Genomic DNA, 17,197 nt, shown 5'->3' with positions numbered 1-17,197 from the left:
AGGGCTGCCAGTACTTTACCTGCTGTGATCGCTACGCCAATGAAAGCCCACTTGCAGTGGCGGGATGGTTTCGCCCTCTGGCTGCCCCACCATCTCTGCATGAGCAGAGTGGTGAATCAGGGTTGCCTTGTTTGTCGATATTCCTGATAGCTGGTTATTGGCATGCTCGGGCCCGTTAAACCGTTGGATTTTTCCGTCCTGCCCAACAATCCAGAACCATTGCCCATTTAAAAAGACACGCACGGTGCACACAGAAAGACACGCAGAGGTGATTTGAATTTCCTCAACCTGTTTATTCGTCAGCTGTTTTGCAGTTAGAGTATTCATGTCTCCAGCATCGACGACATGCTGTGAATTTAACGTTATTACCCCTTCAGAAAACGCTGAAGATCCAGCAGACCAAAGGGCCATGACAGCTCACTGTCGCCAAGCGCAAGAACGGGGATCCGCTCCCCGTATTTAGCGATCAGTTCATCAGAAAGAGCCACATCAACCGCCTCGATCTCAATCCCGGGCTTCACTATGGCCAACATTTGAACCGCCTCCTCGCACAGGTGACAACCGATCGTCGTATACATAACGATGGATTCGCGACGGCCCATCATGGCGCCTCCACATGCCGGATGGCATACAGCACATGGATCTTTTCGTTGCGGCGAAAGTCCTCGGGAATACTCCAGCGAGTCAGATCTTCCACGTCATACCACTTGCGAATGGATTCATCGAGCTGGAAGCGGCGGTAGTTGCACGAAAAATACAGCACCCCACCCCGCTCCAACCGCTTCATTATTTTGCGGATCAAATCGCCATGGTGTTCTTCCACCACGAAGTCACTGCGGGACTTGTTATTGGAGAAGGTCGGCGGATCGCAAAACACGATATCGAACTGCTCGCGGCACTCATCCAGCCAGCGCATGGTATCGGAACGTTCCAGGGCATGCTGGTCCGTTGAAAAGCCATTCAACGCAAGGTTACTCGCCGTCCATTCAAGATACTTTTTGGATGCGTCTACCGTCACGGTACGCTTGGCCCCGCCCACTGCAGCATGCACGGTGGCAGAACCGGTGTAGGCGAACAGGTTGAGAAAACGCTTGCCGCCTGCCTCTTCGGCAATCCGCAAACGTACCGGCCGATGATCCAGAAACAGACCGGTATCCAGGTAATCCTGCAGATTGATCAACAATTGGGCCTGTCCTTCCCGCACTGGCCGGTAGTGACCTTGCCCATCCAGTTTCTGGTATTGCTGTTTGCCCTTTTGCCGTTCTCGCGTGCGCAGGTGGACCTGCTCGCGGTGCACGCCCAGCGCAGCCCTCACCGCCGTCACTGCCAGATCACGACGTGCTTTTGCTTTTTCCGGGTCCACCGTTTTCGGGGCCTTGAACTCCTGCACCAGTACCTGGTCACCGTAGATATCCACGGCCACATTGAACTCGGGGAGGTCTCGGTCATAAAGGCGATAGCACTGGATATCTTCGCGCTCCAGCCAGCGCCGCAGATGCTTGCCATTCTTGCGCAAACGATTAAGGAGCGGCTTGGCGTCTTCGGGGACCTCAAAGGCCGATTCATCGGCCACCCTGACCACCACCGGCGCAGCCAGTGAACGCGGCAGATAACGGCGGATAAAGTTGTTGAAGGGGCCATTCTTCAGGCGCCACTGGGTATCCAGCGTCATCCCGGTCCGGTCCATCACCTGCGCATCTGCCCCCAGTAAAATGGCGGTCCATTGCGGTGCCAGCACAGACACGATGCGCCCCAGACCCAGATGCAGCCATCCTGCCTGTTCCTGCTCGTCCAGGCGCTCGCCCCAGGGCGGGTTGGTGAGCAAGATCCCCTGTTCGGCAAAATCACGCTGGCGCAGGGCGCCCAGCTCACGGCGCTCAAAGTGAATGACCGCTCGAACCCCTGCCCGCTCCGCGTTTTGCTGGGCAAGTTGTATCGCCTTCAAATCGGCATCAAACCCTTTCAGCGACAGCGTAGGCACAGGCCGCTCAGCAGAGTTCGATGCCTCGGCCATGGCGGCTTCCCACAACTGCCGGCGACAACCCCGCCAATGTTGAAAACCATAATGGCGGCGGTTGGCACCTGCGGCCCGCCCAGCTGCCATCAAGGCCGCCTCGATCAACAAGGTGCCTGAGCCGCAAAAAGGGTCCAGCAGTGCGGCTGGCCGGTCTTTGCTGGCCCACCCTGCGGCCCATAGCATGGCCGCCGCCAGCGTCTCGCGCAGCGGCGCCCGACCACCGGCCAGGCGATAACCCCGCCGGTGCAACGGCTCTCCCGCCAGATCAAGCCAAAGGTGCGCTTCGTTCTGGTCCAACCGGGCCCTTACGCAACAGCTGCCACGGGGGTCACGGGAAATGGGGAAGGCATCACCCAGCGCCTGAATAAACCGCTTGGCGCTGATACGGTTATCGCCACGCACACCGAGACCATGCTCCACATGCACGTGCAACGGCGCATCATTGCCCACCAGCGCACGCCAGTCCTGGCTGGCGGCCAACTTTTCCGGGGCAATATCCGGAGTCAGTTGCAGGGTTGCCAGGGGCAATAACACCCGCTCAGCCAGCCGCGACCACAGGCACACCGTCAAGGCATCGGCACTGCCTCCACTGAACACCACATGCGCCTTGCCCGTCTCTGTTACCGGCATTCCCAGGTGGCTCAGTTCTTCGGCCAGCAACGGGGCCAACCCGGGCATGCTGGTAGCGACAAATTCCATTATCTATTCCTCATAAGTGACTGTTTTATGCACAGGAAGAATTTTTATCCATTCAATTTCAACCAGTTACATAAACTGTCATCGTGCTGTCCTTTATACGTCATATGCTTAAAGGACGGCCAGCATATTGCTACTTGGTATTCGACACACCCTGGTGCCTTTCCCATACTGAATGTGTCGACCCTGAAGATGAAGCCATTCATTACACGGGCATCGCTTTTGCCCGGGGGTCATTCTTTTGTACCGCTGTCTGTGAAAGGGAAAGCGTCTATGAAGCGACAAAAACGAAACAGAGACGACCGCGCCTATAGCCGGGGATACAACGCCGGCCTCGATGGAAAATCCCGTGAAGATTGCCCCTTCGGTGCGTTAAACGCACGAACTAACTGGATGGGGGGCTGGCGCGAAGGTCGCGCCCATTTCGCACAGGGTCTGCTGGGTGTAGCCAGCATCCAGAATCTGAAAAACATCGGATAACTCCTCAGTTCCTCATCGCGCCGACGCGTTCGCGCGCCGACCCACAGGGCCCCACCAGGGCCCTTTTTCATACGTATCAGAAAGTGAGGAGGGCTATTTCCAACCCTTGGCAATCTCTCCAATCAATCCCGGCCCCTGGTAAATCAATCCGCTGTAAATCTGCACCAACTCAGCTCCCAGCCGCTGTTTCTCCTGCGCATCTGCCGCACTGTTGATACCGCCGACACCAATAATGGGAATTCTGCCTCTAAGCGCCGCGCTCATGGTTGCCAGTGCCTGATTGGCAATCGGGGTCAGCGGTGCACCGCTCAAGCCACCCTGCTCTTCGGCATTAGCCAGACCTTGAACGCCCTCACGGGACAGGGTGGTATTGCCCACACATACACCGTCAATACCATGCGCAACAAAGGCCTCAGCCATGGCATGCAGCTCTTCTTCCGTATTATCTGGCGCAATTTTGATCACCAGAGGAACCCGGCGACGGTGCTGCTGGTCCAGCCGGGTTTGCGCCTCACGGAGCGTGCCCAGCAGTTTATCCAGCGCTTCACCATGCTGAAGCTCGCGAAGCCCGGGAGTATTGGGGGAAGATACATTGACCACCAGGTAAGTTGCATAGGCATGCACCTTTTGCTGACAGGCAAGGTAATCCTGCACAGCATCTTCTACCGGGGTGTCTTTATTCTTACCGATGTTGATCCCCAGCACCCCTTTATAACGGCTGTTTTTAACGGCACCGACCAAATAATCCACGCCCAGATTATTGAAACCCATCCGGTTGATGATGCCGCCCGCTTCAGGCACCCGAAACAGGCGTGGCTTCGGGTTCCCTGGCTGAGGTCTCGGGGTGATGGTGCCGACCTCAATGAAGCCAAAGCCCAGATCGGCCAAGCCGTCGATACAGTCACCGTTCTTGTCCAGACCCGCTGCGAGCCCAACCGGGTTGGGGAACTCAATGCCCATGACCTGACGGGGACGATGGGGTACAGCACCCGGCCACAACTTGCCCGCACGTTTGCGCAACATGGCCAGGGTGAGCTCATGGGAATGTTCGGCGGACAGGGAAAACAGCAACGGTCTGGCGAGGGAATACAACATCGATGGGCCCGAATCAGTGAAAACCGCCGGCATTATAGCCAACGGCTGTGGTGACTACGATGCTTTGTGTCGGACAGGAGCCTTGTCATCCGCTGAAGCCCCGATCCACGGCGTGTCCTCCACAGGAGGCACGGAGCTTTCTGAGTATCCTCTGGACCCTATGTGGCAAATCATTCTTTTCCTCGTCGGCTGATCAGCGCATGGAAAGCGGGACCCGGAGGGTCAGCGCAGCCAGTCACCGACGCTCTTACGGGATGGTCTCTGTTGTGAGCCATTCCCTCAAATACGCGTCGACCACAAAAAAGGCCCGGCATAGCCGGGCCAATAACAACTAACGAAACCAGCGCGTCAGTTAGCCGCGTTGACGGGCTCGCGCTGCATTCGGCTTGAGCAGGAAACGGCCCAGCGCCGGCAGCAGCCACAGGGCGCCGATCATGTTCCACAAGAACATGAAGGTCAGCAGGATCCCCATGTCAGCCTGGAACTTGATGGAGCTGAACACCCAGAAAATCACACCCACTGCCAGGGTAATACCGGTGAAGGCAACCGCTTTACCCGTGGTTTTGAGGGTTTCCTTATAGGCGTCTTCCAGATCCATACCCTGTTTCAGGTATTCCGAAAGCTTGCTGTAAATGTAGATGCCGTAGTCCACCCCGATCCCCACACCCAGTGCGATGACCGGCAAGGTCGCCACTTTTACACCAATACCCAGCTGGGCCATCAGTGCCTGACAGAGAATGGAGGTCAGCCCCAGCGGCACGATAATACAGATCACCGCACGAATGGAGCGGAAGGCAATCAGCACCAGCACCGAAACGACCGCATAGACCAGCGCCAGCATCGGGTACTGGCTGGCTTCGATGGTCTGGTTGGTGGCCGCTTCCACACCCGCATTACCGGAAGCCAGCTTGAACTCCACCACGTCCGCGTTGTTACGGGTTTCGGCGAAATCAGCCACCGCCTTGGTCACACGATCCAGCGTTTCCGCCTTGTGGTCATCCAGGAACACATACACCGGAGTCAACGAGCAATCCAGGTTGTACAGGCTGTCTGGCATGAAGCTCATGACATTGTTCAGGGCGTACTGGTCACGGGAGATGGTTGCCCACTTCATGGAACCTTCGTTCATGTTGGTGGCAATCATCTTGGTGGCTGAGGAGATCGTGGTGACATCCTGCACCCCTTCCACGTTCTGCAGTGTCCAGGCCATGTCATCAATCGCCTGCATCGCCTGATAAGTGTTACAGGACTCCACCGGGGTCTTGCCCATCACCACCAGCACGTCGGCACTGACCGAGTAGTTGGACACCAGGAAGTTCACGTCATGGTTATAACGATAGCGATCCTTGGGCTCATAACCGCGCGGGCAATCCATTTCCTCACAGGGGTCCGGCCACAATTCAGGCGCGCCCTTGTCCAGGTCCCCGATTTTCAGATCCTGACTCAGGTAGATACCACCGGCATAACCCACAACGGCAACCAGAATGGACAGTGCTGCAAGCGGTGTACGGGTGAAGCGCGAGAACAGGGCTGCCAGCGGATGATCTTTCTTCTCCCCTGCCTGAATCTTGCGTACCGAAGCATTACTTACGCCCAGGTAGGACAGGAACATCGGCACAATCACCAGGTTGGTGATAATGATCACCGCCACGCCAATACTGGCCGCCATGGCCAATTCACGGATCACCCCGATATCAATCATGTACAGGGTCAGGAAACCGATCGCATCCGACACCAGCGCCACCATGCCCGGCACACACAGCGCCTGGAAGGTGGAACGCGACGCATCCAGTGACGACATGCCGGAGGCGGCATAGTTGGCCAGGGTATTGACGATCTGCACACCGTGGGACACCGCAATGGCGAAGACCAGGAAAGGCACCAGCATCGAGTACGGGTCAATGGTAAAGCCCAGACTGCTGACAATGCCCAGCTGCCAGATCACCGCCACAAAAGAACAAAGTGTTACGGTCAAAGCACTTCGCAGACAGCGAGTGTCGATCAACAACAGAACGGCGATCAAACCGAGAGTCAGGAAGAAAAACATGGCCACTTCCTGAGCAGCGGCCATCACATCCCCTGCTTTCTTGGCCAAACCGACGATATGAATACGTACGTTCGGGTACTTTTCCTGATAGGTGCTACGAATCTCTTCCAGGCTGGCTGACAGTTCAGGAATATCCACACCGCCATCCCCAAGCGCATCCAGCAGATGAGCATGAACAACACTGGACTGGAAGTTATCCGCTACCAGGCGTCCGACCTGCCCCGAGCGCAGCACGTTAGTGCGAAGTTGCTCCAGAGAATCGGCAGACCCATCATAACCGGCAGGAATCACCTCCCCACCCTGGAACCCCTGCTCCGTCACCTCGTTCCAACGAACATTGCTGGTCCACAGGGAACTGATCTTGCTGGGATCCACACCTTCAAGGGCAAACACCTCATCGGTGATTTCCTTTAGCGCGGCCATGTAATCTTCATTGAAAAGATCGTCACCTTTGGTTTCGGCGACAATCAACCGCACGTCATTACCCAGGCTGAGGTCATTCTTGTGTTCAAAATAATTCTGGATATAAGGGTGGTCCAGCGGGACCATTTTGCTGATATCCGTATTGAGCTGAATCTTGCTTGCCTGAATACCCAGAAGGACAGTAGCGGCAATAAAGAGCAGCAATATAACCGGACGGACCTTGAACAAGGCGCCGGCGATAGATTGAGAAATTCGACCTGACATTGCTGTGCTCCCTTATTTCACGTCTTCAATCACACGCAGACCGCCTTGACCGGCGATCAGGACACCGCCACCGATACGGGGCAGCACTGCGGAGATGGATTCACGGTCCGGCAGGAACCGCAGGGAGAATGACTGGCCGTCATCATGACTGGTAAGGATGCCTCCAGCATTGGTCACCAACACAACGCTGCCATCAGCCAATACCGCACCGTCATTAACGCCACGAGTCAGCTTGGTCGGGATTTTTTTCCAGCTAACACCTCGATTGGCAGACAACCAGACATTGCCTTGCAACCCGTAAACGAGAACCTGGTAGTCTGAAATTGCTGTCACACCAAACAGCGTTCCATCGTAGGGGCTGTCAAGCTGGGTCCAACTGGCACCCTTGTCTGTGGAGCGAAAAATAACCCCTTTCTCCCCCACTACGTAACGATCATCACTCTTCGGCGCATCTGACATGGCATATAGATGCCAGCCATCGCTGTTCTTCATGCGAGCGGCCTGCTTGCTCCAGGTGTCACCGCCGTCAGAGGTCTCCAGGTAATAGCCATAGCCACCCACCGCAACCGCTTTATCTTTGCTTTCACAATGCACATCCAGCAAAGGAGCACCCGAGGTATCGACCGGGGCAGACGAGGCTTCTTCGTAGGGATCGTCGCTATAAAGATCATCCCCATAATCGTCGTCACCATAGGGATCACCATAGATATCATCCATGGACAGATCATCCAGCGGCTCTTCCTCAACATCAGAGGACTCTCCGCCACCCAGTGGATCACTGTACTGAAGTGTCCAGGTTTCCCCTCCATCATCCGTGCCCAACACAACGGCATCGTGGCCAACGGCCCAACCATGACGGGCATCAGCGAAGCAGACTGCTGTCAGCAGGACTTCCGAAGGGGCGACAGCTGTCTTCCAGTGTCCGCCTTGATCATCGGAGAAAAGGATTTTGCCGCGATCACCCACGGCAACAACCCGGCCCCCGGCATCAGCGAGATCCAGGTACGCATTGGCCGCCACCAACGGTGCCTCATTATCAATATACGGTGCCGCCAATAGAGGCGAAGACAGCAAGGCACCCGCTGCCATAACAAGTATTTTTTTCATTGTCCCATCTCTTCCCGATGGCCTCTGACAAGAGGCCGAGTACAAAACGACCGGGATCCTTCAGGGTCCCGGCCGCTTTGTGGATACTGACATTACGTTGTCAGCCTTTTCTTCTGATTAGCGACCACGACGGCGCAATGCTGCCGGGTGGAAGTAACGGTCACCCGGTACAGGCTGGCTGTAGTCCAGAATCGAGGCTTCTTCGTTATCGAGGAACTGTACGTGATAACGCTGGGCACGCAGGTCGTGGAATGCATCAAGAGCAGTCCACTGGGTAGGCACCTCGTAGTAGTTCTTGATGAAGGCAAGGCTAACGCGCCACAACTCACCACGACGGTCGTACTGGTCGATGGCGGCAATTTGCCAGGAGTCTTCATCAATGTAGAAGCGACGCTTGGTGTAAATGTGGCGTTCACCATCTTTCAGATTGGCTTCTACCACCCACACACGGTGCAGCTCCCAACGCTGGTAATCAGGATTCACGTGCCCCTTCTGCAGCAGGGTCTCGTATGAAACATCCGGGCTATCCAGCTTGTAATTGTTGTAGGGGATAAACATTTCAACCGGCTTGTCATGCACCAGAGACCAGTTGTACTTATCCGGGGCCCCGTTGTACATGTCAGTGTCATCTGCCGTGCGCAAGCCATCGGAAGCAGCGATCGGCGTATCGTAAGCCAGGTTTGGCGCACGACGAACCCGCCGTTGACCAGCATTGTAACCCCAGGCCTGACGCGGCATTTTCTTCTGGTCCAGCATTTCATGGACCAGTACCGCACCACCCGCCAGGCGCGCAGGCGCCTTGGTAAAGGAAAGGTAATAGAAAATGATGTTGTCCAGGCTATCAAAATTGTACTTGGGGTCGTAATAGCGGAAATACACTTCCTGCTGAGACGTAATCAGGGAGTAGGCACCGCTGCGCTGAACAGCAACCTCAGAAGCCCGACGCACTACATACAGACCCCGCCACCGCAGGATATGGTTCCAAATGGCCTGAAGCGCCTTGTCTTCGTTGGAGCCACTCAAAATCGGGAAAGGAATACCACCAAAGGCATTATCCACGCCGGTTTCGCCCAACTTGGCTTTGCTCGCATTACTCTTGGTGTTGTCATAAACCCACTGGGGGGCAGAAGTGGAGCGGTGACTCGGATACACATTCAGTTTGAAGGTATCCGGGTAAGTTTTCAGCATTGCCTTGACACCATCAGGCACTTTGTCAGCGTACTGGCCAACATTCTGTGCAGTGATTGTCAGGGCAATCTTGTCACTTTTGTAAGGGTCAGGATGGTGCTGGCCCGGGCTGGTGTATTCCTTGGGGATATCCTTACGCTGAATCCCTCCGGTCCAGTCCGGGATACCCAGGCCTGTAGATACTGCCTTGCCGTTACCTTTTACCTGAGCCCCAAAGGGCGTCAGGCTGGAGGTACCCAGCTTGCCAGCTTCTGATGCGGAAACGGCCGCCTGTACATTGGCCGCTACGCTCAGTGACAGCGCCAAAGCGCTGCCCATTGCGGTCAATTTCTTCAACATGATTGCTCTCCGTGAAATCGGGCCGCACCCGCGGCCCGCAAAAAATTAGAAAGAGTACTTAACAGAAACCGAAGCGTTGTTTCGGTCGGCCAGTTTGTTGGAATATTTGGCACCCCAGAAGCTGGTGCCAGACAACGCCACTTCCAGGTTGTTCAAGTACACAAAATCCAGACCCAATGTGGCAGCTTTACGACCTTCCATAAAGTTGCCGCCAATCGGGGAATTACCGTCAACATCATGTGCAAGACGAACACTCGGGCTCATGGAGATACCCGCAAAGATATTGTTGTATTCCGCTTTTACGACAGCACGGTAACCCCAGGAAGTATCATCAAGGTAATACTTGTCTGGATCATCGGGGCTAAGGATTTCGGCTTCGGAGCTCAAGATTGCCGCTGTGGAGTTGTATTGCACGTCAGAAGTTTCCAGCCCGTCGATATGCTCAACGCCCAGTTCCAGAAGCGCAACCAACCCATCTGTTCTCAGGGCGGGCCCAAAATTGAAGATGCTGACCAGAGAACCGTTGTAGCTATCTACCTCATCATAGAAGTAGTAAAGCTGTCCCGCCTGCACTGATTCATTGCTGTCAAGACAGCTACCGCCTAACTCAGCACGAACACAATGAGGAGTAAGATCGCCCAATGTCGGAGCTGGGTTGGCCGCCGCTGCCGCCAGGGATTGAATCAGGTTATCACCAACCTCGTTAATGATGGCTCGGTTAGGTCTATAGGCAATTTCACCGGCCAGGGAGATATTCCCCAGACTGGTGTTGAAACTACCCCCGATCATATCCTGATCTTCCACATAGGCCATCTGATACTCAGTGGTATCAATGGTCTGGGCAATATTGGCAGGACCGCCCGTATTCAGTTGATTGATACGCGCCCCGACAACCGGGGTACGAGCGTGGGTACGGGTGTAATAGAGGGCAAACTCGGTGCCGTTGAGGTTTTCAGCAAAGTAGCGGTAAGCCAGACCAAACTGGCCACTGTCGCTGGCTTCCTTATCCCGCATACGGTTAACCGTTACCTGTGTAGCTTCGTATTGATAATTCGGACCATAGGTAGCGTTGGTATAAGCGGCAAAGGCATTTTCCAGGCCGGGCACTCCCGCCCCCAGAGCCACCACACGACCATCAATGATCACGTTATCAGCACCCTTGCCCGGGAAGGCATCATGGGTGGAGAAATAAGTACCAGAGGGAGCATCCTCAGAATTCTTCCACTCAAACTGATAAAACGCTTCAATGGTGGAGTTGAAGGTCAGTCCGTAAGAGAAGTAGAGACTATCGAGGGGCAGCAGGGCTTCCTTGATTTCTGAGCCTGGCAACCGCAGAGCGTTCAGATCAAAGTAATTGGCAGTGTTAACACCATTCTGCATGAACAGCGCCTCACCCCAGTTAATTACCTGTTGCCCAAGGCGCACGTTAAGGGGGCGCTCGAACAGATCGAAGTTGGCCCAGACGTACGCATCCAGCAAACGCGCACGCTCACCGGCGTAACGTTCTGCATCCTTCGTGAAATCATCTCCGACACCGTTATTAGCATAGTCGGAATAGGTGGCATAACGGGTAAAACCGTTGCCGGGCACAAAGGGAGAAGACGGGTTCAATATGCCGCCATCATGCCCACCATCCATGATCTCCTGATCATAGAAAGCGGTTCCCCTGAGGAACATGCCATATTTGCCTTGCCAGCTCAGATCCAGTTCCGGGGTAATCTTGTACACCAGCGACGCAAGGCCAGTGTCAAAATTGTTGTTCGCATCGTTTTTGTTGATCTGGCTGCCGTAACCCGCAGCAGTCATGTCGACTACATCGCCAGTCGCGGCAAGCATGCTGTCCTGTCCCTCAGTACGGAACAGCGCCCCTACAGACAGGGTGGTATCAAGCCGGCCTTGCCAGTCGGGATTGTCAAATTCCAGTTGAACAGCTGAAACGGGTGAGGTCAGACCACTGAGTGCGGTTACACTGGCCACAGCCAGCGCAAGCCTGGTCTTGCGCAGGGGATTATTATTCATTCTAGCTACTCCGAGTCGCCATATACGGCTATTTATTGTTCTTGCGCGCTGCTGACTCTCCCATGATGCCCGCACCAGGTCCCATCATTCTTCCTGATACGGTTCAGCATCGCACTAATGCATAATTCTTACACATCACAGCTAAAAATGAATCCCCCCCTGAAAGCTGATTTACGACCAGCCAGTCACGGGCTACAGCGGGAGATTCATCAATAGGCAAACTTTAGCATTTCAATTGCTTAGCACTCTACCCAGCACCTCCGACAGATTGGCAGAAGCCCCCTTCTTTACCGACTCCAATTCGGCTCGCAGTTTTCCCTGAAGTTCAGCCTTCAAGCGCGGCAAGCGAGCTGCTGCATTGGCAATTCGGGCCGCAATCTGTGGGTTGAGGGCGTCCACCTTTGCCAACATCTCGGCAAACAGTCGATAGCCACTGCCATCCTCCGCATGGAAAGCCGCCGGATTACTGCCGGCAAAGGCTCCCACCACAGATCGCACCCGGTTGGGTGTAGCCCAATCAAACGCCGGATGCTGCAACAGCCCGCGCACCCGCTCCACCTGATCTGTCCCGCCTGCCGAGGCCTGTACCGAGAACCACTGATCCATCACCAACGCCTCGTCTTTCCAGCGCTTTTCGAACTGGGCCAGCGCCTGCGCAGCCCCGGGCAATTGATAGTGCACCAGGGTGCGCAGCGCCCCCAGTTCTTCCGACATGCACAGCGGCAGCTCAAACAACTCCACCGCAATGCGCTCTGCTTCCGGGTGATCGCCCGCCGCAAGATACTCCAGCGCCAGATTGCGTAGCTGGCGACGCCCCATGGCAACGCCATCCATTTGCAATTCGGTAGCGAGCAATGATTCTGACAGCTCCAGCCATTGCGACTGAAGCGCATGACCCAGCGCCCGCCTCAAGGACCGGTGCGCCACATGCACCCGCCCCGGATCCAGCGGTACATGACGATCCCCCAGGGCCACTTCTGACGGCAGAGCCAACAGCAGCGCAGCCTGGGCTGCATCTTCCCCGGCTCGCGCAATGACCTGGTCAAGCACTGCCGCCAACTGGTTCGCCTCCTGTTCGGCAGCTTGCGCAACATTTGCAGTGCCGCCCTCGCCCTTCACCAAGCGATCCAGCGCCGCAAAGTAGAGCTCCCGCGAGGCCGCCCATCGGCAATATCCATCACTGTCATGGGCTAACAAGTGCTCAAGCTGCCCGTCCTGATAATCATGCTGCAGCACCACTGGAGCCGAAAACCCTCGCAGCAAGGAAGGCGTGACCCCGGAGACGCCGGGAAAGACGAAACCCTGTTCCTGCTGGTCCACAATCAACACGACTTCACGGCGACCCTGCTCATCCAGTATGACCGGCTCACCGTCACGATCGAGCAGCGCTATTCTCACCGGAATCACCACTGGCAATTTCTCTGCCTGCCCCGGAGTCGGCGGTGTTTGTTGTCGGAAATTCAGGCTGTAGCCATGCTCGTCCTGCGTCGCCGTCACCGACAAGACCGGTGTGCCTGCCTGGCTATACCAGCGCTTGAACTTGCTCAGGTCCAGCCCTGAAACTTCTTCCATGCAGGCGACAAAATCGTCACAGGTGACCGCCTGACCATCGAAGCGCTCGAAGTACAGATCCGTGGCCTTGCGAAACCCCTCTGCGCCAAGCAGGTGGTACTGCATGCGCACAATCTCGGCCCCTTTCTCATAAATCGTCAGGGTGTAGAAGTTATCAATTTTCTGATACTCGGAAGGCCGCACCGGATGAGCCATCGGCCCCTGGTCTTCCGGAAATTGATGATTCACCAGAAAATCCACATCCTCGACACGCTTTACCGCCGCAGAGTTCATGTCCGCCGAGAATTCCTGATCACGGAATACGGTAAACCCTTCTTTCAGGCTCAGCTGAAACCAGTCCCGGCAGGTCACCCGGTTACCGGACCAATTGTGGAAATATTCATGGGCAACCACCGATTCCACCCGCTGAAAGCCCGCATCGGTTGTGGTCGCCGGGTGCGCCAGGACACAGGAGGTATTAAAGATATTCAGCCCCTTGTTCTCCATGGCTCCCATATTGAAATGACTCACCGCTACGATCATGTAGATATCCAGATCGTATTCCCGACCATAAGTCTGCTCGTCCCAGCGCATGGCCTGCTTCAGCGATTCCATGGCGTGATCCAGCTTGTCCAGGTCACGGTGCTCGGCGTACAAGCGCAATGCGACTTCACGACCAGACATGGTGTTGAAGGTATCTTCCAGACAGGCCAGGTCCCCTGCCACCAAGGCAAACAGATAACAGGGTTTCGGGAACGGATCCTCCCAGGTCACCCAATGTCGTTCACCGTCTTCACCACTGGCGACAGGATTACCGTTGGAAAGCAACAGCGGGAAGCGTGCCCTGTCCGCCCGAACGGTGGTGGTGAACCGGGACAACACATCGGGGCGATCCGGAAAAAAGGTAATGTGGCGAAATCCTTCAGCCTCACATTGCGTGCAGTACATACCCTTCGACAGGTACAACCCCTCCAAAGCGGTATTTTTTTCCGGCTCGATATCTACCACCGAGCTCAGCGTACAACGCTCAGGCAAGCCGTCCACGGTGAGCAGGCCAGCCTCATAGCGGTAGCTGGCCTCGTTCAGGACCACGCCATCCAGCGCCAACGATCGTAATGACAGCCCTTCGCCATTGAAGGTCATACTCGAGACACCCGCAGCATCCGCGTGCCGCTGCAGCACCAGCTCACTGCTGACGGTTGTCACACCATCATGAATGTCGACGTCCAGTCGCACTTCATCAACCCGGTACGCGGGCGAACGATACTCATCAAGACGCGTGGTTTTCACAGCAGAATGCGCTGTTTCCATTAGAGACTCCTGCGAGGGGATATGACGGGTATCTTACCGTGTCCCCAAAACAACAACACCCCGCCGGGGCGAGGTGTTGTTGGAACACGTCAGTAGTAGGCAAACTCAGGGAGCTGGTGCCTCCACATCTGCAGCAGCCTGACTGCCAACGGCAACCTGGGCGCCATTGGACAACACAAAGCTCACCACCTGGGCCTGAAGTTCAGCGGTTACCTGCGGCGCACCGCCAGAAGGTGTCAGGAGGGAAGCGTGGCCACCCGCTGTCATCTTCACGATGCCAGGCGTGGAAGTCACATTCGCGGCTCCAGCGCCAAGCTGATTGGCACCCGCCAGAGAAGCAAGCCCCTCGGTTCCCATCAAAGGTAGCGCAGGATCGCCGTTCGGCACGACGGTATCACCATTGATTTGCTGCAATAGAACCGGAACGTTCAGGCTATCAAGAGTGCTTGCGAAATTCACCGGATCACCTGACGCCATGGTGCTCTGGGCAACGTACAGGAATCGCTGGTAGTCCTCGCTGGTGGATTCAACACCGTTAGCCGCCAAACCCGCCTGAATCCGCGGACCAAAGGTCGGCGAAGTATTCAGCAGATGCGCCAGCTGAGACCCGCCAGCAGAGCCCACAAAACCGACCACCGGGTTCAGGTTGCTGCCAAAACTTGCGTCATTGCTCATGGCGATCTGGTTTACCGTGCTGAACACTGAACCCACAATGGAACCCAGTGACACACCCACAACCGTCACATTGTCAGTATTCAACGAACCGTTGCCATCAATGTCCAGGGCACTAATGGCTTCCAGGCTGGCGTTCAGGTTAAGCAAGTCCATTACTGATTGGCGAAGATTGTCACGGGTATTTGTCAGATCAGCCAGATTGATGAACCAAGCACCAGAACCGTCCAGAGCGGTCGGGTTGGCAAAGTTCATTGCTGCCGGGTTCCCGCTCGCATCCTGAGCCACATTGAAGTGACGCTCATGCAAGCCATCACCATACAGTGTCTGGAACGGAATCAGCTGGCTGTTCTCTACATTAAGGGCTGCAGCAAATGCACTGTTGGCTGGTACACCATGAACCGGCAAATCGATGGCCACTGTGGCAATACACTTGGAGGCAAGTGTATGACCCAGCGCCATCACAGAAGTCCGGTCGCTGGTGATGCCATGCACGTAAATCACCGTGGGGTAACCGGTGTTATCACGCACTTGGGCACAGCTCGCACCACCCAACTCCGCAGGCGTCGCCGCCGGGTTCGGCAACGTTACCTGCAGGGGGACAGTCTCATCGCCGGTCTTCGCGGCAAACGGATAGCGGTAGGTCACATTGTAGGTGCCATCCACATCCATCGGAGGAATGCCATTACCCAGCTGGGAGCCCAGCACCTGGTCTGCACTCCAGTCAGTCTGCAGGTAGCTCAGGTCAGCGGCAGAGGCCGGAGCCTTCTGGTAATAAGGCAGATCAATCGCACCGGTATAAAGCGTACCCACATCAGCCGCCAGGGCACCTTGAGTCAGGGTACCAAAATCGATACCGGTAGCCGCGTTGACCGCCACAGTCCGGGCTTTAGGGGTACTTAGTACAGGCTCAAGCGCTGCTGCGTTGGCGGCGGCGGCACTGGGGTCCGCTCCTGCATCCACTTGTGATTGATAGATGGCAGCACGCGGGGCAGCCATGGCCACCAGCGGAGCCAGCGGGTCGGTCGTGGTAAAGGTGTAGGAAATCACCACCGAATCTTTTGCTTCATCCATATCGGTGTGTAGACCGGCACCCATCAGCACCCCTGCGGCAATGGTCTCCCAGCCCTGCACAGCAGCCCGAACCGGCGCCAGAGTGGCCGGCAGCGCAGGCTCATTGGCACCCATGATGCGGTAAGAGGCAGAACCCCCAACCTGATCACCCGAAGTATCCATCAACCCTTCGGTCAGAAATACGAGATACTTGGTTTTGGCCTGAAGCGGGGCCACCGGGGTAATGCGCAAGGTGTTATTGCTGCCACCGCCAACCGATTCCACGCTGGCAGTAAAGGCTGTAGTGGCCATCAGAGAAGCGTTGATTCCCACGATATTGTCCGGGTTCAATGCATCCCCATCACCACCGGAGGTATCCAGCGGCACCAGGAAGATATTCGGCGCACAACCGGCACCCATGGCAGCCTGGATAGGCGTACACAGGCTGGCAGCGTCAATGCTGCCCTCAAACGCAATATCGAAATAGGCTGAAACGGAGAAGCCGTCCAGCTTGTTCACCGCTGCCTCAATCGCATTTTCGGGCACACCCACATTGGCCGTACCGTCGCTGGTTGCCGCAGCTGCAAAAATCAGGTCGGTATTGAGAGGCAGATCAGAGGTAATGGGATCAAAACGGGGATGCGTACCCAGGTAGGTCGCGCCTTCGCTTTGATCAGGAACTGTATCACTGCCGCCACCACAGGCGGCCAGAGCCATAGCGACTGCCGCAGGCAGTACTTTCTTGTAGATATGCATGGGTTCTCCCAAACCGATTGTTATCTAATTATTTTCTGCCGAAAAGCCGGCAAAGGCGGCTAAACTCCACCGTCTCCCGAGGCCTGCATCTACGCCCACTTACTGAGGGTTACAGGACGCCGCATAAGAAGATTACAGTATGAGCCGTGGCATACCAATGGGGAAAACACGACAACCGC

11 protein-coding genes are annotated in these 17,197 nt (G+C 55.9%); 1 reads left to right on the top strand and 10 read right to left on the bottom strand.

The annotated features are described in order from the left end of the window. Positions 1–15 precede the first annotated feature (15 nt). Genes D4A39_RS02015 through rlmKL form a run of 3 tightly spaced genes read right to left on the bottom strand, consistent with a single transcriptional unit; the run spans position 16 to position 2,716 of the window. A complete protein-coding gene (locus D4A39_RS02015) occupies positions 16–411 on the bottom strand; it encodes a DUF6482 family protein (RefSeq protein WP_147393873.1) in 396 nt (131 codons plus the stop codon). Continuing rightward, positions 366–605: a glutaredoxin family protein gene (locus D4A39_RS02010; protein WP_022984555.1), complete on the bottom strand. Its 240-nt coding sequence runs from the start codon at positions 603–605 to the stop codon at positions 366–368. Before D4A39_RS02010 ends, D4A39_RS02015 begins: the two co-directional genes overlap by 46 nt. Then, positions 602–2,716, bottom strand: a complete 2,115-nt coding sequence (gene rlmKL / locus D4A39_RS02005) for a bifunctional 23S rRNA (guanine(2069)-N(7))-methyltransferase RlmK/23S rRNA (guanine(2445)-N(2))-methyltransferase RlmL (RefSeq protein ID WP_119917403.1) — start codon at positions 2,714–2,716, stop codon at positions 602–604. The genes D4A39_RS02010 and rlmKL overlap by 4 nt, the downstream gene beginning before the upstream one ends. 270 nt (positions 2,717–2,986) lie before the next feature. On the opposite strand from rlmKL, the gene rmf reads away from it, so the two are divergent. Continuing rightward, positions 2,987–3,193: a ribosome modulation factor gene (gene rmf / locus D4A39_RS02000; protein ID WP_022984553.1), complete on the top strand. Its 207-nt coding sequence runs from the start codon at positions 2,987–2,989 to the stop codon at positions 3,191–3,193. A gap of 93 nt (positions 3,194–3,286) precedes the next feature. On the opposite strand, the gene D4A39_RS01995 is transcribed toward rmf, so the two are convergent. The 7 genes from D4A39_RS01995 to D4A39_RS01965 all read right to left on the bottom strand — a co-directional run bounded on the left by D4A39_RS01995 (position 3,287) and on the right by D4A39_RS01965 (position 17,018). After that, positions 3,287–4,288: a quinone-dependent dihydroorotate dehydrogenase gene (locus D4A39_RS01995; RefSeq protein ID WP_119917402.1), complete on the bottom strand. Its 1,002-nt coding sequence runs from the start codon at positions 4,286–4,288 to the stop codon at positions 3,287–3,289. A gap of 352 nt (positions 4,289–4,640) precedes the next feature. Continuing rightward, a complete protein-coding gene (locus D4A39_RS01990) occupies positions 4,641–7,022 on the bottom strand; it encodes an efflux RND transporter permease subunit (RefSeq protein ID WP_022984551.1) in 2,382 nt (793 codons plus the stop codon). Between the two features lie 12 nt (positions 7,023–7,034). Beyond that, positions 7,035–8,129 carry a WD40/YVTN/BNR-like repeat-containing protein gene (locus D4A39_RS01985; RefSeq protein ID WP_031226080.1) on the bottom strand — a complete coding sequence of 365 codons (1,095 nt, stop codon included), beginning with the start codon at positions 8,127–8,129 and terminating at the stop codon, positions 7,035–7,037. A gap of 117 nt (positions 8,130–8,246) precedes the next feature. Continuing rightward, positions 8,247–9,656: a DUF1329 domain-containing protein gene (locus D4A39_RS01980; RefSeq protein WP_022984549.1), complete on the bottom strand. Its 1,410-nt coding sequence runs from the start codon at positions 9,654–9,656 to the stop codon at positions 8,247–8,249. Positions 9,657–9,701: 45 nt separating this feature from the next. Further along, positions 9,702–11,675 (bottom strand): DUF1302 domain-containing protein, encoded by a 1,974-nt coding sequence (locus tag D4A39_RS01975; protein ID WP_022984548.1) that lies wholly within the window; start codon positions 11,673–11,675, stop codon positions 9,702–9,704. A gap of 231 nt (positions 11,676–11,906) precedes the next feature. Continuing rightward, positions 11,907–14,537 carry an aminopeptidase N gene (pepN, locus tag D4A39_RS01970; RefSeq protein ID WP_119917401.1) on the bottom strand — a complete coding sequence of 877 codons (2,631 nt, stop codon included), beginning with the start codon at positions 14,535–14,537 and terminating at the stop codon, positions 11,907–11,909. Positions 14,538–14,642: 105 nt separating this feature from the next. Next, a complete protein-coding gene (locus D4A39_RS01965; protein ID WP_119917400.1) occupies positions 14,643–17,018 on the bottom strand; it encodes a hypothetical protein in 2,376 nt (791 codons plus the stop codon). Between the last annotated feature and the right edge of the window lie 179 nt (positions 17,019–17,197).

This window comes from Alcanivorax profundi (genome assembly GCF_003597125.1).
GTDB classification, from domain to species: Bacteria; Pseudomonadota; Gammaproteobacteria; order Pseudomonadales; family Alcanivoracaceae; genus Alcanivorax; species Alcanivorax profundi.
The sequence above is the reverse complement of the archived record's forward strand: the minus strand, read 5'-3'. Positions and strand labels throughout refer to the sequence as shown.